The following is a 23,196-nucleotide window of genomic DNA, read 5'->3' on the forward strand; positions in this document are numbered from 1 at the left end:
GGCGTCGACGAAGGAACAGGGCGTTCGGGCGGCAAGGATATCGGTCATCTGGCCACTTGACCCTGCGGTGCGCCCCGCGCTTGTGCGGCTCTCTCTTTTGCGTTTGGCGACCGGCCCGTCCGGTTGCTATAGAAGACGCAAATCCAATCCTCGGGGGAGCGCCGCCGCATGGCCATCGCATTTTCTGTAAACGGCAAGCCCGTGAGCGTGGAGGCCGATGCCGACACGCCGCTGCTGTGGGCCTTGCGTGACGATCTCGGCCTCACCGGCACCAAGTTCGGCTGCGGCATCGCCGCCTGCGGGGCGTGCTCGGTCCATGTCGACGGCAACCTCACCCGCTCGTGCAGCGTGCCGGTGAGCGAGGTTGCGGGCAAGTCGGTCACCACCATCGAAGGGCTGAAGGCTGCCGACGGCACGCTCCACAAGGTGCAGGCCGCGTGGATCGAGGCGCAGGTGCCGCAGTGCGGCTACTGCCAGTCGGGCCAGATCATGGCCGCGGTCGCGCTGATCGAGAAGGTCGGCTCGCCCTCCGACGAACAGATCGACGAGGCGATGACCAATATCTGCCGCTGCGGCACCTATCCGCGCATCCGCAAGGCGATCCTCGCTGCGACGGGCGCCGCCGCCTCCGCCACCACCGCGACCGGAGACGCATGATGGCCGACAATCCCAATCCCGATCTCGACCTGCCCGAAGCCGACGCTCCGGTGACCAAGCCGAAGAAGAAGGGCGTCAAGCGCCGCATCTTCCTCGCCGGCTCCGCGCTCCTCGTGGGCGGCGGCATCTTCGGCGTGTGGTGGACCGACAGCAGCGCCAAGGCCAAGGGCAACGCGCTGATCGGCGGCGAGGGCAAGTCCGCCTTCGGCAGCGTCATGACCATTGCCGAAGATGATACGGTCACCGTCTTCTCGCCCCACATCGACTTCGGTCAGGGCTCGCACACCGCGCTCGCGCAGATGCTTGCCGACGAGCTCGATGCGAGCTGGGACAAGGTGACAATCGAACAGGCGCCCGCGGACATGGCCTTCGCCAATGCCGCGCTCGCCAAGGGCTTCCTGCCGACGATGGCGGGTGACACGCTCGCTGGCTTGCTGCCCGATGCGGTGATCGGGATGATGGCGCGCGCGATGCCGCTGATGATCACGGGCGGCTCCTCGGCGATCCGCTTCACCGGCGAAATCGCGATGCGCCGCACCGGCGCAGCGGTGCGCGCGGCGCTCGTCGCGGAAGCCGCCGACCGGCTGGGCGTCCCCGAGGGCGAACTCACCACCGCCGATGGCGTCGTCACCCATGCCAAGTCCGGCAAATCGCTGCGCTACGGCGAACTGGCGGCGGGCGCTGCCGGCCGTTCGCTGTCGAGCGATCCGGTGCTCAAGACCCGCGAGCAGTGGAAGCTGATCGGCAAGCCGGTCGAACGCCGCGACATCCCCGCCAAGGTCGATGGCTCGGCGGTCTACGGGATCGACTTCACCCTGCCCGACATGCGCGTCGCCACCATCGCGGCGGCCCCCGTGCGCGGCGGGAAGCTGGAATCGGTCGACGAAGCCCCGGCACTGGCCGTGAAGGGCGTCGAGAAGGTCGTGAAGCTCGATGACGCGGTGATCGTCGTCGCCAAGGGCTACTGGCCCGCCAAGAAGGGTCTCGAGGCGCTTTCGCCGAAGTTCACCGACGGTGGCCACGCCGCGATCTCCACCCCCGCGATCTATGCCGCGCAGGGCAAATTGCTAGACGGCGGCAAGGCCGACAACGAAGCGGGCGAGGGCGATGTCGAAGCGGCCTTCAAGGCCCCCGGCGGCAAGATCGTCGAGGCGGAATACCGCGTTCCCTTCCTCCACCACGCGATGATGGAGCCCTTCGCGCTCACCGGCCACTACAAGGACGGCACGCTGACCCTGTGGGGCGGCCTGCAGGACCCGCTCAGCACCCGCGTCAAGGCGGCGAAGGCTGCGGGGCTCGAAGTCGATCAGGTCGTCTTTAACCCGATGATCATGGGCGGCGGCTTCGGCCGGCGTTTCCCCGATGTGGTCGAAATCATCGATCAGGTCGCGATCCTTGCCAAGCAGGTCCCCTATCCGGTCAAGCTGGTGTGGAGCCGCGAGCAGGAAGTCACCCACGGCTCCTACCGCTGCCAGTCCTCGGCGCGGCTCAAGGGCTGCGTGGCGGACGGCAAGATCACCGCGCTGCGGATCGACTACGCGCAGGCTGACAGCGCCGAGGGCGAGGTGCCCTTCATCTACAACCTGCCCGCGACCTCGCGCCGCCACTTCGCCTACAAGTCGAACCAGATCGACGGGCCGTGGCGCTCCGTGAATGCAACGCAGCTCGGCTTCTACACCGAAAGCTTCATGGACGAGCTGGCGGCAGCAGCGGGCGAGGACCCCTACCAGTTCCGCCGCAAGCACCTGCCCGAAGGCTCGCGCTATGTCGCGGTGCTCGACGAGGTCGCCAAGCGTTCCGGCTGGGGCACCCCGGCACCCGCTGGCGTCGGCCGCGGGATCGCGATCGTCGAGAGCTTCGGCACGATCGTCGCCGAGGTGGTCGAGGCGACGCTCAAGGAAGACGGCACCCCCAAGGTGCTGCGCGCCTGGGCGGTGGTCGATTGCGGCACCACGGTGAACCCCCTGAACGCCCAAGCGCAGATCGCGGGCGGCCTCATCATGGGGCTGTCCTCGGCGATCGGCGAGGCGGTAACGCTCGACAAGGGCGCGGTGGAGCAGAGCAACTTTACCGATTACCCGATCCTCAAGCTTGCCGATGCGCCGCCTGCGGTGGACGTGCACTTCATCGAAAGCGGCGCGAAGACCGGCGGGATCGGGGAGCCGGGCGTGCCCCCGTCCTCGCCCGCGCTCGCCAATGCGCTTGCGGTCGCCACGGGCAAGCGCGTCCGCAACCTGCCGGTGCTCGCACAAGCCAAGGCCTAAATGCGCGGCTGGTCGGCGCTGGTCCTCGCCGGAGGAGCGGGGCGGCGCTTCGCCGAAGACCGGGCGGGCGGAAAGCTGCTGGCCGACCTCGCCGGCGCTCCGGTGATCCGGCGCGTGGCCGAGCGGGTCTGCGATGCGGGCTTTGCCGAGGTGGTGGTCGTGACGGGCGCGGGTGACGCGTCCGTCCGCGCCGCGCTGGAGAGCCTTGCCTGCGGCATCGTCCACGCGCATGACTGGGCCAAGGGCATGGCCGCCACCCTGCGTACCGGCATGGCCGCGCTGTCCCCCAAGGCGCGGGGCGTTTGCGTCTTTCTCGGCGACATGCCGCTGGTGCCGGTGGGGCTGTGCGGCGCGCTGACCGAGGCGGCGGAGGCGGCGGGCTATGCCGCAAGGCCGCGGCACGACGGCAAGCCCGGACACCCCGTCGCTTTCACCCGCTCGGCCTTTCCCGATCTGATGGCACTGGAGGGCGATCGCGGCGCGACCGCGCTCCTCGCGGGGCGCAGCGATGTCGCCTATTGCGACACGGCCGATAGCGGCGTGCTGTTCGACATCGACACGCCCGCAGACCTCGCCGCGGCGGTAGCTGCATGGAAAGCCTGAGCGACCTCCGCCACCAGCGATAGCGCCACCTCGCGCGGGGCCTTCCCGAATCCGTTGAGCCCTATGGGCGCATGGAGCCGCGCGATCTGCGCCGCACTCGTGCCGTGTCCTTGCAAGCGGGCGATCCGCGTATCGAGCCGCGCCCGCGCACCGATAGCGCCGACGTAGAAGGCCTCGCTTTGCAGCGCCGCCGCGAGCCCGCGCTCGTCATCCTCGCGGTCGTGCGAGAGCACCGCGATGGCGGTCCAGCGGTCGGGCGCGATGGCGGCGAGCGCGCCGGCCGGATCGCCGCGGAGGTAGGCAACGCCGGGGAAGGGCGGATCGTCCGGCCCGCCTGGGGTGACCAGCGCCACCTCCCAGCCCATCTCCCGCGCAAGAGACGCGGCGGTCAGCGTCGCGCCGTCCTCGCCGATCAGCACGAGGCGCAAGGGCGGGGTGAACAGGCGGGTGTAGCGCGCGCCGTCCCAGTCGTCCCGCGCGGGCTCCTCGCCTGCGGCATCGGCGCGGCGGGTCACGCCATCGCTCGACCACAGCACCGGATGCCGCGCGCGCCAGCCATCGAGCAGCGCCGCCACCGCGGTCTCCCCGGCGCCGACCGGCTCGACCAGCACCGAAATGCCCGATCCACAGGCGAGCTTGATATCGAACCACGGGCTGCCCTCGCCATAGCGCAGCAGGCGAGGGGCCCCCTCGGCCAGCACTTCGCGGGCGTGGCGCGCCACGTCATCCTCGATGCAGCCGCCCGACAGGAAGCCCCAGTGCTCGTCCGCCGTGACCAGCATCTGCGCGCCCACATCACGGGGGGCCGAGCCGTCGACCTCGACCAGCGTGGCGATGGCAAAGCGTTCCGGCAGCGCGGGCGCAGCCAGCAGCGCGGCGCGGATATCGTCAAGGGAAGCGGCAGGACGCCAGCGGCTCATGGGGAAGGGCGGCTTTCGGGTGGAACGGAGCCCGAGCCTAGCCCGCCCGCCTCGCACGCGCAATCACGCGCGGCGGCGGCAAAAGACGGCAAGGAAGGAGAATTCCACTGGTCGGGACGAGAGGATTCGAACCTCCGACCCCCACACCCCCAGTGTGATGCGCTACCAGGCTGCGCTACGTCCCGTCACCAGTGGAGCGGGGCCTATAGGGCGCGAGTCTTGCACTGGCAAGCGGGTTTGGAAGGGGATGTGGTGTTGCCTGTGTGCATCGCGGTGAGCGGGCGCGATTGCGACATCCTTGCATTGCTGCTAGGCGCGCCCACTTGAACGCTCGGGGGGCACGGCCCCTCGCACGATATTCACGGGATCTGACGGGCCTTATCGCATGACAATCGAACTTCTTGCCGCCGCCGGGGCGGGTGCCCCTTCGGGTGCCGCCATGTGGATGAACCTCGTGCCGATCGTCGGCATGATCGCGATCTTCTGGTTCCTGATCATCAGCCCGCAGATGAAGAAGCAGAAGGCGCACCAGCAGAAGATCGCCGGTGTAAAGAAGGGCGACCAGGTCGTCACCGCGGGCGGGCTTGTCGGCAAGGTGGTGAAGGTCGACGAGACCTTCGTCGAGCTCGAACTGGGCACCAATGTCCGCGTCAAGGCGATCAAGTCGACGCTGGGCGACATCATCCCGCCGGGCGGCTCGCCCGCCAACGACTGATCCGGCCGGCCGCGCGCCTGCCGCACCCCTGTTCCTTGCGTGTGAGACACTGACGCAATGCTTGATTTCCCCCTCTGGAAGAGGCTCTCGCTATGGGCGATCACGCTCGCGGCCTCGCTCTTGGCGCTGCCTTCGCTGTTCAACGTGGCGGGGCTGGACTGGCCCTCGGCGCTGCCCGATCCGCAGGTCAACCTCGGCCTCGACCTTGCCGGCGGCTCGCACCTGCTGCTTGAAGCCAAGGCGGGCGATGTGCGCGCCCAGCGGCTCGAGGCGATGGAAGAGAACGTGCGCCAGCTGATGCGCAACGCCAACCCGCGCATCCGCATCGGCGATGTCTCGACCGCGGGGGGCGAGCTGTCCTTCATCCTCGAGAACGCTGCCGATATCGACCGGGCGCGCGGGCTGATCGAGCCGGCGATGCAGGGCTCGACCACGGTCCGCGAATGGGAGCTGAAGGTTGTCGACGGGCAGCGCATCGTGCTCACGCAGACCGAGGCGGGCATCAACCAGGCGATCGACGAATCCATGAACGGCGCGATCGACGTCGTGCGCCGCCGTATCGACGAACTGGGCACGCGCGAGCCGACCATCATCCGCCAGGGCAGCACCCGCATCGTGGTGCAGGTGCCCGGCCTTCAGGACCCGGCGGGGCTCAAGAAGCTGCTCGGCCAGACCGCGCAGCTCGAATTCAAGCTGGTCGATCTCGATGCCCTGCCGAGCGACGTGCAGGCCGGTGTCGCGCGCGCGGGCAGCCAGATTTTCCCCTACGCCGACGGGCAGAGCGGGGCGATCGCGGTAAAGCGCCTCGGCGGGATCCGCGGCGACAACCTCACCGGCGCGCAGGCGGGCCGCGATCCGCAGAACAACCAGAGCGTCGTCACCATCACCTTCGATGCGCAGGGCGGGGCGAAGTTCGCCAAGCTGACCACCGAGAACGTGGGCAAGCCCTTCGCGATCATCCTCGACAAGCAGGTGCTCTCCGCTCCCAACATCAACGAGCCGATCATCGGCGGGCGGGCGCAGATTTCGGGCAACTTCACGCCCGAAAGCGCCAACAACCTCGCCATCGCGCTCAAGTCGGGCGCGCTGCCGGTGCCGCTGACGGTGGTCGAGGAACGCACCGTCGGACCTGATCTCGGCGCGGACTCGATCCGCAAGGGGCTGCTCGCGATGGGCATCGGCAGCCTTGCGGTGATCGCGCTGATGGTGGCGAGCTACGGCCGCTTCGGCGTCTACGCCACGGTGGCGCTGGTGTTCAACGTGCTGATGCTGCTCGGCCTGATGGCGCTGGGCGGCTTCACGCTGAGCCTGCCGGGCATCGCGGGCTTCGTCATCACCATCGGCGCGGCGGTCGACGCCAACGTGCTGATCAACGAGCGTATCCGCGAGGAGCGCAAGCGCGGCCGCAGGGTCATCGCCGCGGTCGAGACCGGCTACACCGAAGCCAGCCGCGCGATCTGGGACGCGAACATCACCAACGTCATCTCGGGCGTTGCCCTTTTCGCCTTCGGCTCCGGGCCGGTGAAGGGCTTTGCCGTGGTGCTGGTGATCGGCATCATCACCTCGGTGTTCACCGGCGTGACCCTGACCCGCATGTTCGTCGCCGGGTGGCTGCGCAAGGCGCGCCCCAACGACATCAACATCTGAGGAGCACGAGACGATGAAACTCCTGAAGCTCGTCCCCGACGACACCAACATCAAGTTCCTCAAGCTGCGCGTGCCGTTCTTCGTGCTGAGCCTCGTGTTGATCGTGGGGAGCTGGACCGCGGTCGCGATCAACGGCCTCAACTTCGGCGTCGACTTCGCCGGGGGGCAGGAAGTGCGCATGACCTTCACCAAGCAGGCCGAAGCGCCGATCCCGTCCCTGCGCGAGCTGGTCGGCGGGCTCGGCTATGGCGAGCCGGTGGTGCAGGAATTCGGCGCCAAGAACCAGGTCTCGATCCGCGTCGCTTTGCCCGAAGGGGCCGAGGACACGCCGGGCGCGGCCACCGCGATCGGCGACAAGGTGATCGCCACGATCACCAAGTCCTATCCCGATGCGCGCAAGGACGGGAACGACACCGTGTCCGGCAAGGTCGCCGGCGAGTTCCGCGATCAGGCGATCCTCGCGCTGCTGGCGGCGATGGCGGCCGTGGCGGCCTATATCTGGGTGCGCTTCGAATGGCAGTTCGGTGCGGGCGCGATGTTTGCGCTGGTGCACGACGTGTCGGTCACGATCGGCCTGTTCGCCGTCACGCAGATGGAGTTCAGCCTCCAGATCGTCGCCGCGATCCTCGCGATCATCGGCTACTCGCTCAACGACACCATCGTCGTCTATGACCGCATCCGCGAGAACATGAAGAAGTACCGCAAGATGGAGATGTTCGACCTGCTCGACCTCTCCGTCAACGAGACGCTCTCGCGCACGGTGATGACCTCGCTGACGCTGTTCATCGCGCTGATCCCGCTGCTGTTCTTCGGGCCGGAGAGCCTGTTCGGCATGGTCGCGGCGATCACCGTGGGCCTGTTCATCGGCACCTATTCGTCGATCTACATGGCCGGCGCGCTGCTGATCTGGATGGGGGTGACGACCAACAGCTTCGTCCCCACCGAGACCGCGGTCGACCGTCAGGAAAAGCTCGCCCGCGGCGAGGGCTGAAGGGTGGGGAGGCTCACGCTTCCCCGACCAGCCTTTCATAATGCGCCGCCAGCGCTGCGGCGTTGGCGTCCCAGCTGAAGCTCTCTGTCAGCGCTGCCACCGCCTCGCGCGGGGGCGGGGCGGCGAGGATGTCGTTGACCGCCGCCGCTACGGCCTCGGGGGTGCGCGGCACCAGCCGTCCGGCGGTGTCACTGTTGATCAGCTCGCGCGCGCCGCCCACGTCGCTCGTCACCACTGGCGTCCCGCAGGCGAGCGCCTCGACCCATGCGTTGGCCAGACCTTCGCTCACCGTCGGCAGCACCATCGCATCCGCAGCCGAAAGGATCAGCGGCAGCAGGTCATGGTCGATCGATCCGGCGAAATAGACCCGCTCGGCCAAACCCTCGCTCGCCGCCAGCGCGCGAAGCCGGGCCTCGTCCTCGCCCTTGCCGATCAGGATCAGCCGCGTTTCCGGAATCGACTTCAGCGCGGCGATCGCAATGGCTTGCCCCTTGCGCTCGATCAGCGCGCCCACGCAGGCGAGAAGCGGCGCCTTGTCGGGCAGGGCAAAGCCCAGTTCCTCGGACAGCTGGCGGCGCAATTGCGGGTGATCGAAAGGCCGGAAGCGGTCACGGTCAAGCCCGGTGTAATGCAGCGTGATCTTGCCGCGATCCATGCCCAGCGCCGCCATCTGCCCGGCAAGATCCTCGCTCACCGCGAGCAAGCCCGTTGCCGCCGCAGCCGCATCGAGCATCTGCCGCCGCGCGAAGCCTTCCTTGCCCCACAGGGTGATGTCACTCCCCCGCGCCTTGATCGACAGCGGCAGGCCCAGCGCGCCCGCGATCTGCGCGGCGGCAGGGCCGTCGGGAAAGAAGAACTGCGCGTCGATCACGTCGACCGGGGTTTCGGCATGGATGCGCTTCGCCAGCGGCAGCACCGCGGCGGCGATCGCGGCCGCATTGCGCCGCGCGCCGATGCGCGGGATCAGCGTGAAGCGCGGGCGGTGGATGGTGATCCCGCCCTCGACACTCACGGCCGGAAGATCGGCGAGCGGGCGATAGCGCCCCAGCGCCAGCGGCGGCAGGCCGATGGGGTTCACCAGCGTCACCCGCCAGTCCCCGCGCTTTGCCAGCGCCTCCAGCGAGCGCGCGACGAAGGTCCCGAACCGCGGATTGACCGGGTTGGGATAGAGCGTGGACAGGGCGAGCACGTGCTTCACGAGAAGGCTCCTATCACGTGCGGGGTTAAAGCGCCCTCACAAGCATGAAGGCGACCGCGATCCACGGCGGATTGTCGACCACCACCTGCTTATGCCCCGCACCGGGCGGGAGCAGGCCGACCAGAGTGCCGCGCCGGTCGATCAGCCGCCCGAAGGCGAAGCGCCCGCCGGGGCGGGGGACAAGGCAGTCGCGGTTGACTGCGCTGAGGGCCTCGTCCGGATCGAGCGGGCGCAGCCACACGAGATCGCCCGGGCGATATTCGCCCACGCTCTGCGTCACGGCGAGCACCACCGGGGGAGGGCCGCCTTCAGGCGCAAGCGCGGAAGGGGCGAGCGCCTCGCGCGGGGCGGAGAGCGCCTCGGCCCCGTTTGCGCCGAGTTCGGCAACGATCCGCGCGGGCGCATCGCTCTCGGCGCGCATCAGGCTGGCCGGATCGACGCTGAGCGCGGCGGCGATCTTGTTCATCCATCCGAGCGAGAGCTGGCGCATCCCCGTCTCCAGCCGCCCGATGGTCTGCGCGGTGGTCGGCGGATCGCAGGCCGCGGCGAGATCGGCGAGGGTGAGGCCCTTGGCCTTGCGGATGTCGCGGATACGGTTGGTCATGTCATCAACCCTGTTGCGTGGCTCACCTGATTTAACCGGATTGGTTTTCACTTTCCTACAGGCAATCCGTCTTGGCAAGTCCTTCGCGCAACAAGCGGAGGAATAGACATGAAGCGCCATCTGGTCGAACGCGAACTCACCCCCGAAGGCCCGCGCCAGCGCGCGCCCGCACCCGGAGGGCTGCGCCGCTCGCGCTCGGTGACGGTCAACCTCGCCGAAAGCCCGCTCGCCTGGCTCCACGCGCGCGGGCATCTTTCGCAGCGATTGTTCGACGCGGGCGAGGCCCTGCGCAGCGATTACGAGCGCAGCGCGCTTCCCGCCAACATTACCATGCGCTGGGACCCGGTGCGCAGCGTCTCGACCGCGCCCGGCGAGCTCGATCCGACCGAAAAGCAGATCGCCGCGCGCCAGCGGTTCGACGGAGCGATCCGGATGGCGGGGCGGGGGCTGGAGGACATCCTGTGGCGCGTCGTCTGCGCGGGCGAGCCGCTGCCCGAGGCCGAAAAGCGCCTCGGCTGGCCGACCCGTAGCGGCAAGCTGGTGCTCAGGATTGCGCTCGAGCGGGTGGCGGAGTTCTACCGGATCACCTGAGCTTCGATCAGTCGGGCAACTGGTCGGTGGCGAGCTTGTAGAAACCGCCCACCGCAATGGCGGTAAAGGCCACGGCGAAGAACAGCGTGAACACGGACGGCTCGAAATCGCGGCTCAGGAACAGCGCCTTGCGGGTGGCGCGGGTCATGGCCCATTCGGGGACTTCGCTCGGAACCATCCAGATGTAGAACAGGTAGGGGCCCCACAGCGAGAACACCAGAATTCCGAAAGCGGCCTTGATTTCCTTTGGCATGTGCGATCCCACAGGTGATTGGCTTTGCACGTAAAAATGCCATGCGGGCGTTGAAAGGGCGTTTCGCCCGCGCTTGCCAGTTGCGCTGCAATCATGGCGCGCAGCGGCGGCAGCACTTCGGTCTCGAAACAAGGATGCTTCGTCATCCACAGCCGCGATCGCCATGCGGGGTGGGGGAGGGCGACGAAGGGCAGATCCTCGCCGAAGCGGGCGACCCTTTCGGTGAGCGAGAGGCGCTTCAGCTGCGGCAGATAGCGCGCCTGGGCATGGACGCCGACCAGCAGGGTCAGGCGGTCTTGCGGCAGCATGCCGAGCACCGCGTCATGCCATTGCGGGGCGCACTCCTTGCGCGGCGGTGCGTCTCCCCCGGCGGCGCGGCCGGGATAGCAGAAGCCCATCGGCATCTGCGCCACGAGGCCCTCGTCATAGAATGTCGCCTTGTCGATCCCCAGCCAGTCGCGCAGCCGGTCGCCGCTGTCATCGTCCCACGGCACGCCACTGGCGTGGACCCTGGTGCCGGGTGCCTGTCCGATGATGAGGATGCGCGCCGTGGCGGAAAAACGCGCGATCGGGCGCGGGCCGAGCGGCAGGTCGCCCGCGCACAGGGTGCAGGCGGCGATCCGGCGCTTGAGGTCCGCGATGGTGTCGTCTGGCCCCCCGCCGGGGCCGCTCACCCCTCGACCATTTCGGCGAGCATCAGCCAGCGCTCTTCCGCCGCGTCCTTCTCAGCCCGGGCGTTGGCGATGCCCTGACTGATCGTCGCGAAGCGCTGGGGGTCTTTCGCGTAGAGCTCGGGGTCGCCCAGCAGCGCCTCGCCCCGGGCAATCGCGGCTTCGAGCTCCTCGATCCGCTTGGGAAGGATCTCGTAATCGCGCTGGTCCTTGTAGGAGAGTTTGGAATTGGCGGGCGGCTTTGTAGGAACCGGTTTCTGGTCCCCCTGAGACCCCTCCTTGACCCCCTTCAGACCCCCACCAGACCCCGTCTTGCTCGCCGCTGCGGGCGCTTTGCGGCGTGCTTCCCAATCGGCATATCCACCGGCGACAATATCCACCTTGCCCGACCCGTCGAGGCCGAGCGTGATGGTGACCGTGCGGTCGAGGAAGTCGCGGTCGTGGCTGACGATCAGCACTGTGCCTTCGAAATCGGCGATGACTTCCTGAAGAAGATCAAGGGTTTCAAGGTCGAGATCATTGGTCGGCTCGTCGAGCACAAGGAGGTTGGCGGTACGTGCGAATTCGCGGGCCAGCAAGAGCCGCGAGCGTTCGCCGCCCGAAAGAATGCCGACCTTGGTGTCGACGAGGCCGGGATCGAATAGGAAATCCTTGAGGTAGGCCTGGACGTGCTTGCGCACTCCGCGCACGTCGATCCAGTCGCCGCCCTGCGCGAGGATCTGCCGCACGGTAGCGCCCGGTTCGAGGATCTTGCGCTGCTGGTCGATCATCACGCCCGAAAGCGTGCGGGCATGGGTGACCGAACCGGTGTCGCTTTCAAGCTCTTTGGTGAGCAATTTCAATAGGGTGGTCTTGCCTGCGCCATTCGCGCCGACGATCCCGATGCGGTCGCCGTTCTGGATGCGCAAGGAGAACGGTTTGATCACCGCTCGCTCGCCGTAAGTCTTTGAAATGTTTTCGGCAACGATCACCGACTTGGACTTGAAGTCATCATCCGAGGCAAGCTTGAGCTTGGCCGTCCCCGCGCCCGAGATCATCGCCGCCCGGACAGCGCGCATCTGGTAAAGCTTCTCGAGCCGCCCCTGGTTGCGCTTGCGCCTTGCGGTGACTCCGCGCTCGAGCCAGTGGGCTTCAAGTTTCAGTTTGGCATCAAGGCGTTCCGCCGCGCGGGCCTCCTCGGCATAGACCGATTCCTCCCACGCCTCGTAACCCCCGAAGCCGACCTCCTTTCGCCTCAAGGTGCCGCGGTCGAGCCACAGGGTCGCGCGGGTCAGGCGGGTGAGGAAGGTGCGGTCGTGGGAAATGGTGATGAACGCCCCGCGGTAGCGCGAGAGCCAGTCCTCCAGCCAGTCGATCGCGCCCAGATCGAGGTGGTTGGTCGGCTCGTCGAGCAGCAGCAGATCGGGATCCTGCGCCAGCGCGCGGGCGATGGCGGCGCGGCGGCGCTCGCCCCCGCTGGCGGTGGCGGCGGGGCGGCTCATGTCGATGCCGAGCTGGCCGGCGATGGCCTCGACCTCGTGCGCGGCGGGCGCATCCTCGCCGCCGAGGGCGAAATCCATGAGGGTCGAATAGGGCGCAAAATCAGGGTCCTGTTCGAGGAACACCAGCTTCGTGCCCGGCTTGATCCGGCGCTGGCCGCGGTCGGCATCGATCTTGCCGGTGATGAGGCGCAGCAGCGTCGTCTTCCCCGCGCCGTTGCGCCCGATCAGCGCCAGACGGTCACCGGGGAGGACGTGGAGGTCGATCGGCGCTGCGCCGGTGGTCGGGGTCGGCCCGCCGAACAGCCAGCGGCCGCCCTGCTGCAGGGCGAGGCCCTCGAAGGAGAAGATGGGTGGTTGCGCCATGGCCCGCGCCACCTAGGGACTGGGCGGGCAGGCGGCAAGGGTGCAAGGGTGATCCGGTTCAGTCCCGCGAAAGGCGAGGCGTTGCACAGGCGCGATCAAACGGAGGAAATGCCCATGATCAAGCCCGCTCTCGCCCTGCTCGTCGCCTCGGCGATGGTGCTGCCCGCTGCCGCTTTCGCCGCGCCGCAGATCACGATTGCGCCCGCCGGCCCGGTGGTCGAGCTCTCCGCCTATCAGGAAGTGACGACCGCCCCCGAGTTCGCCACCATCAGCGCCGGTGTCGTCACCGAGGCACCGACCGCGAGCGAGGCGATGCGCCAGAACGCGGCGCAGATGAGCAAGGTGATCGCCAAGATCAAGGCGCTCGGCATCGCCGAGAAGGACATCCAGACCAGCAGCGTCAGCCTCGGCGCGCAATATGACTACGAGATCAGCACCGCCAAGTTCCGCGCCTATCAGGCCACGAACCGCGTCAGCGTGGTGCTGCGCAAGGTCGAGGATACGGGCCGCGTGCTCGATGCGCTGGTCGAAGCCGGCGCGACCGATCTCTACGGGCCGGAATTCGGTTCCGACAATCGGGCACCCGCTTACGCAGAGGCCCGTGCCAAGGCCGTCGCCTTGTTGGAAGAACAGGCGAAGGCCTATGCCAAGATGCTCGGCTATGACGGTGTGAAGGTGCTTTCGGTCACGGAGGGCGCGAGCGTCGGCCTGCCCGTGTTCGAAGCCTCGGCCGACGCCGCCCGCGCAGCCGCTGCCGTAGCCACTTCCACCCCGATCCTGCCCGGTCAGGTCACGAGCGGGGTGAGCGTCAGCATCACCTACGAACTGGTCGGCAAGACCGCCGCCGGAACCAAGTGAGCCATTCACGGCTTGTTCAATGGACACCCGCTAGAAGCGATCCCGTGATGAAAAACCGTCTCGCCCTCTGTCTCGCTCCGATCGCCGCGCTTGCGCTGGCGGGCACCGCCGTGTCCGCGCAGGATCAGCCGCGCGGCGACCAGGGCGAAGCGCGGCGCGAGGCGCAGGCGGGCAACATCATGCGCTCGAGCGAGATCGAGGCGCGCATCCTGCCGACCATGCGCGATGCCGAATATTTGGGCTTTGCCTATGATTCGACCGCGCGGGCCTATCGCCTCAAGTTCATCAAGGATGGTCGCGTGACCTATGTCGATGTCGATGCCCGCACCGGGCGGATCATCGGCCGGTCGCGCTGACATTCACGCAGCCATGCGATTTCAGCGGGGGACAGCAGCGGGCAGGGCGCGTAGCGCTTGCTTGACGCTCGCGTGCCAAAAGCGCACGAACCTGCGCGATTTTTAACGAGGAAACCGGGGAAACATGCGCATTCTGATCGTCGAAGACGAACCCACCCTCGGCGCGCAGCTCAAGAGCACGCTAGAAGGTCAGGGCTATGCCGTCGACCTTTCGACCGATGGCGAGGACGGGCACTTCATGGGCTCGACCGAGGATTACGACGCGGTCGTGCTCGACCTCGGCCTGCCCGAGATCGACGGGCTGACTGTGCTCGGCATGTGGCGGCGCGAGGGGCGCACCTTCCCCGTGCTGGTGCTGACCGCGCGTGACAGCTGGTCTGACAAGGTGGCGGGCCTTGATGCGGGTGCGGATGATTACCTCGCCAAGCCGTTTCAGACCGAGGAACTGATCGCCCGTCTGCGCGCGCTGATCCGCCGTGCTTCGGGCAATACCTCGTCCGAACTCACCGCCGGCGACGTGCGGCTGGACACCCGCTCGGGCCGTGTCACGCTCGCGGGCGAACCGGTCAAGCTGACCGCGCAGGAATACAAGCTGCTCTCCTACCTGATGCACCACAAGGGCAAGGTGGTAAGCCGCACCGAACTGATCGAGCATATCTACGATCAGGATTTCGACCGGGATTCGAACACCATCGAAGTCTTCGTCACCCGCATCCGCAAGAAGCTCGGCGCAGACGTGATTACCACCATCCGTGGCCTCGGTTACAGCCTCGACGACCCCGCCGACCAGCCGCGCGCCTGACGTGCCGGCGGGCGGCGGCGATGCCCCGCTGACCTTGCCCGCGGGCGGGGCGCAAGCCGTGTCCGAGGAACCCTCGATACCCGCCACCGCCAAGCCCCGCGCCAGCCTCGCGCGGCGCATGGGGCTGATCGCGGCGGGGTGGATTTCCGTCCTGCTGCTGGGCGGCGGCATCGCGCTCGAACGCACGCTGACGAGCCAGGTCGAAGCCAATTTCGACGAGCAGCTCGATTACCAGCTGACCGCGATGATCGCCTCGGCCGAAATCGACGCGAGCGGGGAAGTGTGGTTCTACCGCACGCTGGGTGACCAGCGCTTCCTTGAGCCGGGCAGCGGGCTTTACTGGCAGATTTCTGGCGGCAATTACGAACCCTGGCCCTCGCGCAGCCTGTGGGACCGTACGCTCAAGCTGCAGGGTGCCGAGGCCAAGGGCGAGCATTTCGACAGCGAGGTGCACGTCTACAACTCGGACCAGTTCCCGGGCGAGCCGCTCCGGATCGCCGAGCGCACGGTGATCCTGCCGGGCAGCGAGACCCGCTGGACCTTCGCCGTGGCCAGCGCCACCGAGCAGATGGACGCGCAGATCGGACGCGTTCGGCTGATCCTGATCTGGAGCTTCGCAGTGCTCGGCCTCGGACTGCTGCTGATGGCGCTGATGCAGGTGCGCTACGGCCTCTCGCCGCTGCGGCGGGTGCGCGCGGCGATCCAGAACCTGCGCACCACCGGCGCGAACCGCATCACCGAGCCGCTGCCGCTGGAAGTGCAGCCGCTGGTCGAGGAGCTGAACGCGCTGCTCGAACATTCCGAGCGCCAGGCCGAGGAAGCGCGGCGACACGCGGGCAACCTCGCCCACGCGCTCAAGACCCCGTTGACCGTGCTCACCAATGCCGCAACCGCGCGCGCGCCAGACCTCGGCGAGGCGGTGATGCGAGAGACGCGCACGATGCAGCGCCATGTCGACCACCACCTCGCCCGCGCCCGCGCCGTGGGTCGCCGCGCGGTCGGTCATGCGCGCACCAATGTCATGGCGAGCGCCGAGGCCGTGCGCCGCGCGGTCGAGCGGCTCTATCCCGAAGGGCGGCTCGACATTGCGGGCGACAAGGCCGCGACCGTCTCGCTCGAGCGGCAGGACTTGGACGAACTGCTCGGCAACCTGATCGAGAACGCGGCCAAATATGGCGGTGGCTCCGTCTTCGTCACCATCGACCCCGACGAAGCCGAGGCGCCGCGCGATCCCAGGATGTGCCTCATCTGGGTCGAGGATGACGGCGCAGGCATCCCCGAGGCCGAGCGCATCCGCATCTTCGACCGCGGCGTCAGGCTCGACACCGGCAAGCCCGGCACCGGCCTCGGCCTTGCGATCGTGCGCGATGTGGCGGAGATCTACGGCGGTAGCGTCACCCTCGGCGAGAGCGAGGATCTGGGCGGGCTGCTGGTCGAGCTGCGTCTGCCGCGCGCCAGCTGAGGGCAAAGCCACGCGAAGGGTTTTCGAAAGCCGCCCGTTGTAGAGCCGAAAACGACACGCAAACGGGCCCTTTGCGACACGCCATGAACGCTGCAAGCGAACCCCTGCCGATAGCGCCGTCCGTCTCCCCGACGGGCGGGGATGCGGCATTGGCTGCACGGCTGGCGGCGCGCGATGCCGAGGCGCTGCGCGAGGTGGTGGCGCTCCACGCGGGCGTGCTTCACCGGGTCGCCTTCCGCATGACGGGCGATGCGCACGAGGCGGAGGACATCGTGCAGGAAGCGCTCCTGCGCCTGTGGGATCACGCGCCCGCTCTGGCCGATCGCCATCCCGCCGGTAGTCAGGCGGCGGCGCACCTGCGGCTCGGCGGCTGGCTCCAGCGGGTGGTGACGAACCTCGCCATCGACCGTCTGCGCCGCGCCCGCCGCATAGCGGGTGGCGAGGTGCCTGAGGAGGAGGATGCCGCGCCGCTCGCCGATGCTTTGATCGAGGCGGGCGAGCGCGAGGGGCAGGCGCGGGCGCTGGTTCTGGCTCTGCCGGAGCGCCAGCGCGCCGCGATCGTGCTGACCTATTACGAGGACCTGCCCAATGCCGAAGCGGCGGCGGCGCTGGACATGAACATCAAGGCCTTCGAGAGCCTGCTGCACCGCGCCCGCGCGGCGCTGCGTCAGGCCTTCGCGGCGCAAGGAGACACGCCATGAGCGTGAATGAGAACGACCCCGGCGCGCCGATCGCCAAGGACAGCCCGCTCGCCCGGGCGCTTGACGGTTTCGCCGCACCCGGCCTGCCCGCAGGCTTTGCCGACCGTGTGGCGGTCGCCGCCGGGACGCGCGCTGCGCCGCTGCCCGAACTGCGCCGCCCTGTGCGCAGCCGTCGCTGGCGGATTGGCCAGCGCATCGCCATCGGCGTCGCCTCGTTTGGCGTGCTGGCAACGGCGGCGACGGCGACCGGACTGCTCCAGCAGCTCGCGATCCCCGTGCACTCGGCCGAGACCGTGTGGGCGAGCATCACCGGAACCGCCAAGGCCGCCCCCGCGCCCAAGCCCGCCGCGCCCGCGCTTGCTGCCGCGGCCGAGGCGACGCCCGCTGCCGTCACCATAGATGGTCCGATCGACACGCCCGAGGAACTCGGCGAGGCTTTCCGCCGGGTCGATCAGGTCCGCGCAGGCCGCCGCGAGGAGCGCCGCGCGATCATCGACCAGCGCATCCGCAGCGAGATCGAACGCCGCCGCGCGGCCGGTCTCCCGGTGCCGACGCCCGAGGAAGAGGCGCGTCTGCGCGCCCGCATCGATGCCGAGCTCGCCCGCCGCGAACAGCGCGCCGATGCTGCCATCGCCGCGCGGCGCGACACGATGCAGCGCAAGGTCGCCAATGGCGAGGCGCTGACCCGCGAGGACATCACGGGCCGCCCGCCGGTCGATCCCAAGTTGCGCGAGACGGTGCGCGAACTGCGCCAGCTCCCGCCCGAGGAACGGCGCGAGGCGTGGCGCAATCTGCCCCCCGAGGAACGCCGCGCCCTGATCGACCAGGCCCGCTCCCGCCGCGCTGCCAGAGCCAATCCCGCCACGGTTCCTGCCGCTGAACCCGCCCCGTCGCCGACCCCGGCAGAATGACGAAAATCGTCCCGCACCGCGAAGGGTAATCCGCGCTGCGGCGTTTCTCCATTGTCACCGGCGGCATCGCCCCGCTTGCCGCCGGTGAATTGCAAGCCCCTGATTTGCATGGAGGAACACAGCAATGCGCAAGACCCCCCTGATGCTCGCCCCGCTCGCCGTGCTGGCCCTTGCCGCCCCGCTCGCCGCGCAGGACCAGACCCGCACCAAGACCTATGAAGGCCCCAACGTCAGCGCCACGCAGACGACAACCGTCAACCGCGAGACCGGCACCGCGACCCGCGACCGCGAGGTGACCAACCTCAACACCGGCAACACCGCTTCGAGCAGCGCGACGCGCCAGCGCACGGAGACAGGCTCGACCGTTTCGGTCACCCAGACCGGCCCCCAGGGCCGCACCCGCAGCCTCGAAGGCGAGCGCGTGCGCACCGAGAACGGATCGAGCTTCTCCGGCACCGCAACCGGGCGCGGAGGCGAGACCTATGGCCTTTCGGGCAGCCGCAACCGTGACGGGCAGGGCAACTCGCAGGCGAGCCAGCGCGTGACCGACAGCGACGGCAACACGCTCGCCTCGCGCGATCGGGTGACCACGCGCAGCAATGGCCAGGTGAACACCACCATCAACCGCACCCGCGCCGAAGGTGCGCCGCGCCCGCCGCGCGCGCGCCGTCCCCGCGGCTGATCACGGGTTTGCGCCGCTCCGGCAGGCGATGCGGCCCCGCTCGCCCGCCATTCCGAAAGAGCGCGCAAAAGCGGCAGGCGCCCGCGCCGATCCGGTGAACCGGCAAGCGCCATAGGCTGGGGGCACGCGGCCTTTTCAGGCGGCGTGCCCTCCTTTTTGCCTGGGTTCAGGCGCGGTTCAATTTGCCGAAGTCATTGAAGTGCAGAGCTTCTGTGGGGAGGATGGCGGCGGTGACATGGTGCAGAACGGCTGCAATGGCGTTTGCGATGCTCGTGCTGTCGGGCTGTGCCACAGACTCCCTCGAAGGCGAGCGCACTGTCTTCAACAATCCCTACGTCCGCCCTGTGATCGACACCACCGGCATCGGCCCGGAATGCGACACGGCCCGAGGCCGGGATGCGACCTGCCTCGGCGTTCCATTGACGCGTCGGGGCGAGGGCAGCTCTGTCGCGGGGCCTGAACGCACGAGTTACACACGCAACCAGCGCCGGATACTGAGGCAGCAGGCCGAATTGCTCAGGACCCTCAGCAATCCTCCCTCGCTCCCTGCACCGCCCCCGCCCGTGCCGACAGCGCCGCCCATCGCATCCGAAGCTGAAGGGGTGGAAACCCCTTGACGGCGCTCTCAGCCCGCCTGCGCGCGTTCGTGGTGGCGGATCACTTCGTCGATGATGAAGCGCAGGAACTTCTCGGAGAATTCGGGGTCGAGATCGGCCTCTTCCGACAGCTTCCTCAAACGCGCGATCTGGCGTGCCTCGCGGTCCGGGTCGGCGGGCGGCAGGGTTGCCTTGGCCTTGTATTCTCCCACCGCCTGCGTGATCCGGAACCGCTCCGCCAGCATGTGGATCAGCGCGGCATCGATATTGTCGATGCTCTTGCGAAAGGCGGCCAGAACGGGATCGGGCGCGTGCGAGGCTTGCGGATCATGCGGCATAGGGCGCAAAACTAGCAGCAAATCTGCGCTTGCCAAGCACGCGCGGGCCGCCCTAGAGCCGAGCCAGCATGAGTGCCGATATCATTCCCCTGCCGCGCAAGGCACCGACACTCGATCCCATGCTGTCGCTGACGGCGGGTGGGATGAATTCCGTCAACGCCGTGATCCTTGACCGGATGCAGAGCGAGATCCCGCTGATCCCGCGCCTCGCCGGGCACCTGATCTCGGGCGGGGGCAAGCGGCTCCGGCCGATGCTGACGCTCGCGGGGGCGGAGCTGGTCGGCTACAAGGGCACGCGCCACCACAAGCTGGCCGCGGCGGTGGAGTTCATCCACACCGCGACCCTGCTGCATGACGACGTGGTCGACGGCAGCGAGCTCAGGCGCGGCAAGGCGGCGGCCAATATCATCTTCGGCAATCCGGCAACCGTGCTGGTCGGCGATTTCCTGTTCAGCCGCGCCTTCGAACTGATGACCGAGGACGGCTCGCTCCGAGTGCTCTCGATCCTGTCGCGCGCCAGCGCCGTGATCGCCGAGGGCGAGGTTTCGCAGCTTTCGGCCCAGCGCCAGATCAACACCAGCGAGGAGCAATACCTCCACATCATCGGCGCCAAGACCGCCGCGCTCTTCGCCGCCGCCAGCCAGATTAGCGCTGTCGTCGCCGAATGCTCGGAAGAGCAGGAGCGCGCGCTTGAGGCCTATGGCCGTAATCTCGGCGTCGCGTTCCAGCTGGTCGACGATGCGATCGACTACGATTCCGATGCCGCCGAAATGGGCAAGGATCAGGGCGACGACTTCCGCGAGGGCAAGATGACCCTGCCGGTGATCCTCGCCTATGCCCGCGGCAACGAGGACGAGCGCAAGTTCTGGAAGGACGCGATCATCGGGCATCGCACCTCGGACGAAGACCTCGCCCATGCGATCAGCCTGATCGGGCGGCACAACGCGGTCGAGGACACCCGCGAGCGCGCCCGACACTTTGCACACCGTGCGATCGACGCGATCTCGATCTTCCCCGACAGCAAGGCGCGCGCGGCGATGGCCGAAGCCGCGCAATTCGCAGTCGCGCGGGGGCATTGAGCAGGCTATCGGGCGGGGCGTGAACCCCGACCTTCCCATCCACGCTGTCCTTCCCGAAATCCGCGCCGCGCTGGCGGGGGAGGGTGCAGGCGTGCTGATTGCGCCGCCCGGGGCGGGTAAGACCACCGCGGTCGCGCCAGACCTGCTGGACGAGCCGTGGTGCAGCGGCCAGATCATCCTGACCTCGCCCCGCCGCGTCGCCGCGCGTGCCGCCGCCGAACGCATGGCCGAAATGCTCGGCGAGAAGCCCGGCGAGACTGTCGGCTACATGACCCGTCTCGACAGCAAGGTTTCCGCCAGGACGCGGATTCTGGTGGTGACCGAGGCGATCCTCGTCAACCGGCTGGTCGATGACCCGGAACTCCCCGGCGTCTCGGCCCTGCTGTTCGACGAGGCCCACGAGCGCGCACTCGACAGCGATCTCGGCCTCGCGCTGGCGCTCGAAACCCGCAGCGTGCTGCGCGAGGACCTGCGGGTGCTGGTGATGTCGGCGACGATCGACGGCGCGCGCTTTGCCCGGCTGCTGGGCGAGGGCGCCGCAGTCATCGAAAGCGAGGGGCGCTCCTTTCCGCTGGAGATCAAGTGGCTTGGCGGCGATGCCTCGCAAGGGATCGAGGACCGGATGGCCGCCGCGGTGATGACCGCCTGGCGCGACGAGACCGGTGACATCCTCGCCTTCCTCCCCGGCGTGCGCGAGATCGATCGGGTGCGCGAGCGGCTGGAGGCACGGCTCCCGGACACCCCGATCCACGCCCTGCATGGTCAGATCGAGCCCGCCGTCCAGCGCGCCGCGATCCGCCGCGATCCGGAAGGGCGCCGCCGGATTGTGCTGGCGACGGCGATTGCGGAAACCTCGCTGACCCTCGACGGGGTGAGCGTGGTGGTCGACAGCGGCCTTGCCCGCCTCGCCGAGTTCGACCGGGCGGCGGGCACCACCCACCTCGTCACCCGCCGCGCTTCGCAAGCCTCGGCGGCGCAGCGCGCGGGCCGCGCCGCGCGGCAGGGGCCGGGGGTCGCCTTCCGTCTGTGGGAAGAGGCGGGCCATATCGGTCTCCCCGAATTCGCGCCCGCCGAGATCATGCAGGCCGACCTCGCGCCGCTGATGCTGCGGCTGGCGAAGTGGGGGACGGCCGATCCGAAGGGCCTGCCCTGGCTCGACCCGCCGCCTGAGGCCTCGGTGGCCGCCGCGCGGCGGGCGCTCGAGGCGCTGGGCGCTCTGGCCGAGGGGCGCATCACGCCGCTCGGCGAGGCGATCGCGAGCCTGCCGATGGGGCCCGATCAGGCCGCCGCCGTGCTCCACGGCGCGGCGGCAGGCGTGGGCGAGGATGCCGCGCGGCTGGTTATGCTGTTGCAGGAGCGCGGGCTGGGCGGTCGCGGCGAGGACCTGATACAGCGCCTCTCCCGCTGGCGCGGCGACCGCGCACCGCGCAGCACGGCGGCGGCCGGGATCGCGCGAGGGTGGGCAGGGCAGGCGGGCAAGCTCACCAAAGTCCTCGGGAGCAGCCCCGCGAATGATGCGGCCGAGGCGCTTGCGCTCGCCCGCCCTGATTTCGTGGCGCGCCGCCGCGATCCCTCGGGCGAGATCTGGCTGAGCGCCGGAGGGCGGGGCTATATCCTCGATCCCGCCTCGCCGCTTGCGCGAGCGGAGTGGATCGTGATCGGCGATGCGCAGGGGCAGGCCAAGGGGGCGCGTATCACCGCCGGAGCGGAAATCGCCTCCGACCGGATCGCCACGCTGTTTGCGAGCGAACTTGCAGAACGCGTCACAACCCGCTGGAACAACGAGAAATCGCGGGTCGAGGCACGGCGCGAACGCAGGCTCGGCGCGGTCGTGCTGGCGAGCGTTCCCGAGCCGTCACCCGATCCCGCGCTGCTTGTGGATATTCTCGTGGAAAAGGCACTGGAGAAGCTGGGGGAACTGCTGCCCGAAGGCTTCCTCGCCCGCGCCCGTTTCGCCGGGGTGGAGGCGCTCTCGCCCGAGGCTCTGCGCGCGCGTGCTGCTGACTGGCTGGTGCCGCTCTTGGCGGGACGGCGCGACCTCGATCTGCCGCCACACCGCTTCGCCGATGCGGCGCTGGGCCTCATCGACTGGAACGAGCGGCAGACGCTGGACCGCGCCGCGCCGACCCACTTCACCTCGCCCGCCGACACGCGCCACGCCATCGACTACGCGGGCGACGATGCCCCGAGCGTCGAGGTGCGGGTGCAGGGGCTGTTCGGGCTCGACACCCACCCGATGATCGGCAAGACCCCGCTCCTGCTCAAGCTCACCAGCCCTGCGGGTCGCCCGATCCAGTCGACCCGCGATCTGCCCGGCTTCTGGCGCGGCAGCTGGCGCGATGTGGTGAAGGATATGAAGGGCCGCTACTCCAAGCACCGCTGGCCCGATCAGCCGTGGCTCGAAAAGCCGAGCATGAAGACCAAAAACGCCTTCAACCGCAGCGATTCGTGAT

General features: G+C 68.7%; 24 protein-coding genes and 1 tRNA gene. 16 read left to right on the top strand and 9 right to left on the bottom strand.

The annotated features are described in order from the left end of the window. Window positions 1-168 precede the first annotated feature (168 nt). From BZF57_RS17055 to BZF57_RS17065, 3 genes are read left to right on the top strand one after another with little or no spacing between them, the layout of a single operon-like run. The gene (locus BZF57_RS17055) at window positions 169-657 is read left to right on the top strand and encodes a (2Fe-2S)-binding protein (protein WP_086740258.1); all 489 of its coding nucleotides are present in this window, start codon (window positions 169-171) and stop codon (window positions 655-657) included. Further along, window positions 657-2,921, top strand: a complete 2,265-nt coding sequence (locus BZF57_RS17060) for a xanthine dehydrogenase family protein molybdopterin-binding subunit (RefSeq protein WP_086740260.1) — start codon at window positions 657-659, stop codon at window positions 2,919-2,921. The genes BZF57_RS17055 and BZF57_RS17060 overlap by 1 nt, the downstream gene beginning before the upstream one ends. Then, window positions 2,922-3,524: a nucleotidyltransferase family protein gene (locus tag BZF57_RS17065; RefSeq protein WP_086740261.1), complete on the top strand. Its 603-nt coding sequence runs from the start codon at window positions 2,922-2,924 to the stop codon at window positions 3,522-3,524. It begins immediately after the preceding gene. Here the strand turns inward: BZF57_RS17065 and BZF57_RS17070 are convergent. After that, window positions 3,437-4,444 (bottom strand): XdhC family protein, encoded by a 1,008-nt coding sequence (locus tag BZF57_RS17070; RefSeq protein ID WP_086740263.1) that lies wholly within the window; start codon window positions 4,442-4,444, stop codon window positions 3,437-3,439. The two genes, BZF57_RS17065 and BZF57_RS17070, sit on opposite strands and share 88 nt — an antisense overlap. A 108-nt stretch (window positions 4,445-4,552) precedes the next feature. Beyond that, window positions 4,553-4,629: transfer RNA gene (locus BZF57_RS17075), tRNA-Pro, on the bottom strand. A gap of 200 nt (window positions 4,630-4,829) precedes the next feature. Here BZF57_RS17075 and yajC point away from each other — a divergent pair. Genes yajC through secF form a run of 3 tightly spaced genes read left to right on the top strand, consistent with a single transcriptional unit; the run spans window position 4,830 to window position 7,797 of the window. After that, a complete protein-coding gene (gene yajC, locus BZF57_RS17080; RefSeq protein WP_086740266.1) occupies window positions 4,830-5,159 on the top strand; it encodes a preprotein translocase subunit YajC in 330 nt (109 codons plus the stop codon). A 57-nt stretch (window positions 5,160-5,216) separates the two neighbouring features. Next, window positions 5,217-6,806, top strand: a complete 1,590-nt coding sequence (gene secD, locus BZF57_RS17085; protein WP_086740267.1) for a protein translocase subunit SecD — start codon at window positions 5,217-5,219, stop codon at window positions 6,804-6,806. A gap of 13 nt (window positions 6,807-6,819) precedes the next feature. Continuing rightward, window positions 6,820-7,797, top strand: a complete 978-nt coding sequence (secF, locus tag BZF57_RS17090; protein WP_086740269.1) for a protein translocase subunit SecF — start codon at window positions 6,820-6,822, stop codon at window positions 7,795-7,797. Between the two features lie 13 nt (window positions 7,798-7,810). Here secF and BZF57_RS17095 read toward each other — a convergent pair whose 3' ends face one another. Both BZF57_RS17095 and BZF57_RS17100 read right to left on the bottom strand, forming a co-directional pair. After that, complete coding sequence (locus tag BZF57_RS17095; RefSeq protein ID WP_086740271.1) at window positions 7,811-8,995, bottom strand: glycosyltransferase; 1,185 nt, start codon at window positions 8,993-8,995, stop codon at window positions 7,811-7,813. A gap of 25 nt (window positions 8,996-9,020) precedes the next feature. Beyond that, window positions 9,021-9,599 (bottom strand): helix-turn-helix domain-containing protein, encoded by a 579-nt coding sequence (locus BZF57_RS17100; RefSeq protein ID WP_086740273.1) that lies wholly within the window; start codon window positions 9,597-9,599, stop codon window positions 9,021-9,023. A 108-nt stretch (window positions 9,600-9,707) separates the two neighbouring features. On the opposite strand from BZF57_RS17100, the gene BZF57_RS17105 reads away from it, so the two are divergent. Continuing rightward, the gene (locus tag BZF57_RS17105) at window positions 9,708-10,190 is read left to right on the top strand and encodes a DUF6456 domain-containing protein (RefSeq protein WP_086740275.1); all 483 of its coding nucleotides are present in this window, start codon (window positions 9,708-9,710) and stop codon (window positions 10,188-10,190) included. Between the two features lie 7 nt (window positions 10,191-10,197). On the opposite strand, the gene BZF57_RS20895 is transcribed toward BZF57_RS17105, so the two are convergent. Genes BZF57_RS20895 through BZF57_RS17115 form a run of 3 tightly spaced genes read right to left on the bottom strand, consistent with a single transcriptional unit; the run spans window position 10,198 to window position 12,958 of the window. Next, window positions 10,198-10,338, bottom strand: coding sequence for a hypothetical protein (locus BZF57_RS20895; protein WP_162291036.1), 141 nt, complete (start codon window positions 10,336-10,338; stop codon window positions 10,198-10,200). Then, on the bottom strand, window positions 10,335-11,117 hold the full coding sequence (locus BZF57_RS17110) for a uracil-DNA glycosylase family protein (RefSeq protein ID WP_338029947.1): 783 nt from the start codon (window positions 11,115-11,117) through the stop codon (window positions 10,335-10,337). The genes BZF57_RS20895 and BZF57_RS17110 overlap by 4 nt, the downstream gene beginning before the upstream one ends. After that, window positions 11,114-12,958: an ABC-F family ATP-binding cassette domain-containing protein gene (locus tag BZF57_RS17115; protein WP_086740277.1), complete on the bottom strand. Its 1,845-nt coding sequence runs from the start codon at window positions 12,956-12,958 to the stop codon at window positions 11,114-11,116. Before BZF57_RS17115 ends, BZF57_RS17110 begins: the two co-directional genes overlap by 4 nt. A gap of 114 nt (window positions 12,959-13,072) precedes the next feature. Between BZF57_RS17115 and BZF57_RS17120 the strand changes: the two genes are divergently transcribed. From BZF57_RS17120 to BZF57_RS17150, 7 genes are all read left to right on the top strand, one after another. After that, complete coding sequence (locus BZF57_RS17120) at window positions 13,073-13,816, top strand: SIMPL domain-containing protein (protein WP_162291037.1); 744 nt, start codon at window positions 13,073-13,075, stop codon at window positions 13,814-13,816. A gap of 47 nt (window positions 13,817-13,863) precedes the next feature. Continuing rightward, a complete protein-coding gene (locus tag BZF57_RS17125) occupies window positions 13,864-14,172 on the top strand; it encodes a PepSY domain-containing protein (RefSeq protein WP_086740281.1) in 309 nt (102 codons plus the stop codon). Window positions 14,173-14,296: 124 nt separating this feature from the next. Continuing rightward, entirely contained in the window at window positions 14,297-14,974 is a 678-nt protein-coding gene (locus BZF57_RS17130; RefSeq protein WP_086740283.1) for a response regulator transcription factor, read from the top strand. A gap of 118 nt (window positions 14,975-15,092) precedes the next feature. Further along, window positions 15,093-16,436: a sensor histidine kinase gene (locus BZF57_RS17135; RefSeq protein ID WP_240506033.1), complete on the top strand. Its 1,344-nt coding sequence runs from the start codon at window positions 15,093-15,095 to the stop codon at window positions 16,434-16,436. Window positions 16,437-16,519: 83 nt separating this feature from the next. Continuing rightward, window positions 16,520-17,137: a sigma-70 family RNA polymerase sigma factor gene (locus tag BZF57_RS17140; RefSeq protein ID WP_086740285.1), complete on the top strand. Its 618-nt coding sequence runs from the start codon at window positions 16,520-16,522 to the stop codon at window positions 17,135-17,137. Beyond that, window positions 17,134-18,048 carry a hypothetical protein gene (locus BZF57_RS17145; RefSeq protein WP_086740287.1) on the top strand — a complete coding sequence of 305 codons (915 nt, stop codon included), beginning with the start codon at window positions 17,134-17,136 and terminating at the stop codon, window positions 18,046-18,048. The genes BZF57_RS17140 and BZF57_RS17145 overlap by 4 nt, the downstream gene beginning before the upstream one ends. Window positions 18,049-18,172: 124 nt before the next feature. Further along, complete coding sequence (locus BZF57_RS17150) at window positions 18,173-18,730, top strand: hypothetical protein (RefSeq protein ID WP_086740289.1); 558 nt, start codon at window positions 18,173-18,175, stop codon at window positions 18,728-18,730. A 166-nt stretch (window positions 18,731-18,896) separates the two neighbouring features. Here BZF57_RS17150 and BZF57_RS21740 read toward each other — a convergent pair whose 3' ends face one another. Further along, window positions 18,897-19,022, bottom strand: coding sequence for a hypothetical protein (locus tag BZF57_RS21740; protein ID WP_276206644.1), 126 nt, complete (start codon window positions 19,020-19,022; stop codon window positions 18,897-18,899). 333 nt (window positions 19,023-19,355) lie between these two features. Next, entirely contained in the window at window positions 19,356-19,664 is a 309-nt protein-coding gene (locus BZF57_RS17155) for a chorismate mutase (RefSeq protein WP_086740291.1), read from the bottom strand. 68 nt (window positions 19,665-19,732) lie between these two features. Between BZF57_RS17155 and BZF57_RS17160 the strand changes: the two genes are divergently transcribed. Next, window positions 19,733-20,743 (top strand): polyprenyl synthetase family protein, encoded by a 1,011-nt coding sequence (locus BZF57_RS17160; protein ID WP_086740293.1) that lies wholly within the window; start codon window positions 19,733-19,735, stop codon window positions 20,741-20,743. Window positions 20,744-20,762: 19 nt separating this feature from the next. Next, window positions 20,763-23,195 carry an ATP-dependent helicase HrpB gene (gene hrpB, locus BZF57_RS17165; protein ID WP_086740296.1) on the top strand — a complete coding sequence of 811 codons (2,433 nt, stop codon included), beginning with the start codon at window positions 20,763-20,765 and terminating at the stop codon, window positions 23,193-23,195. The last annotated feature ends 1 nt before the right edge of the window (window position 23,196 follow it).

It is taken from the genome of Erythrobacter colymbi (genome assembly GCF_002155685.1).
GTDB classification, from domain to species: domain Bacteria; phylum Pseudomonadota; class Alphaproteobacteria; order Sphingomonadales; family Sphingomonadaceae; genus Erythrobacter; species Erythrobacter colymbi.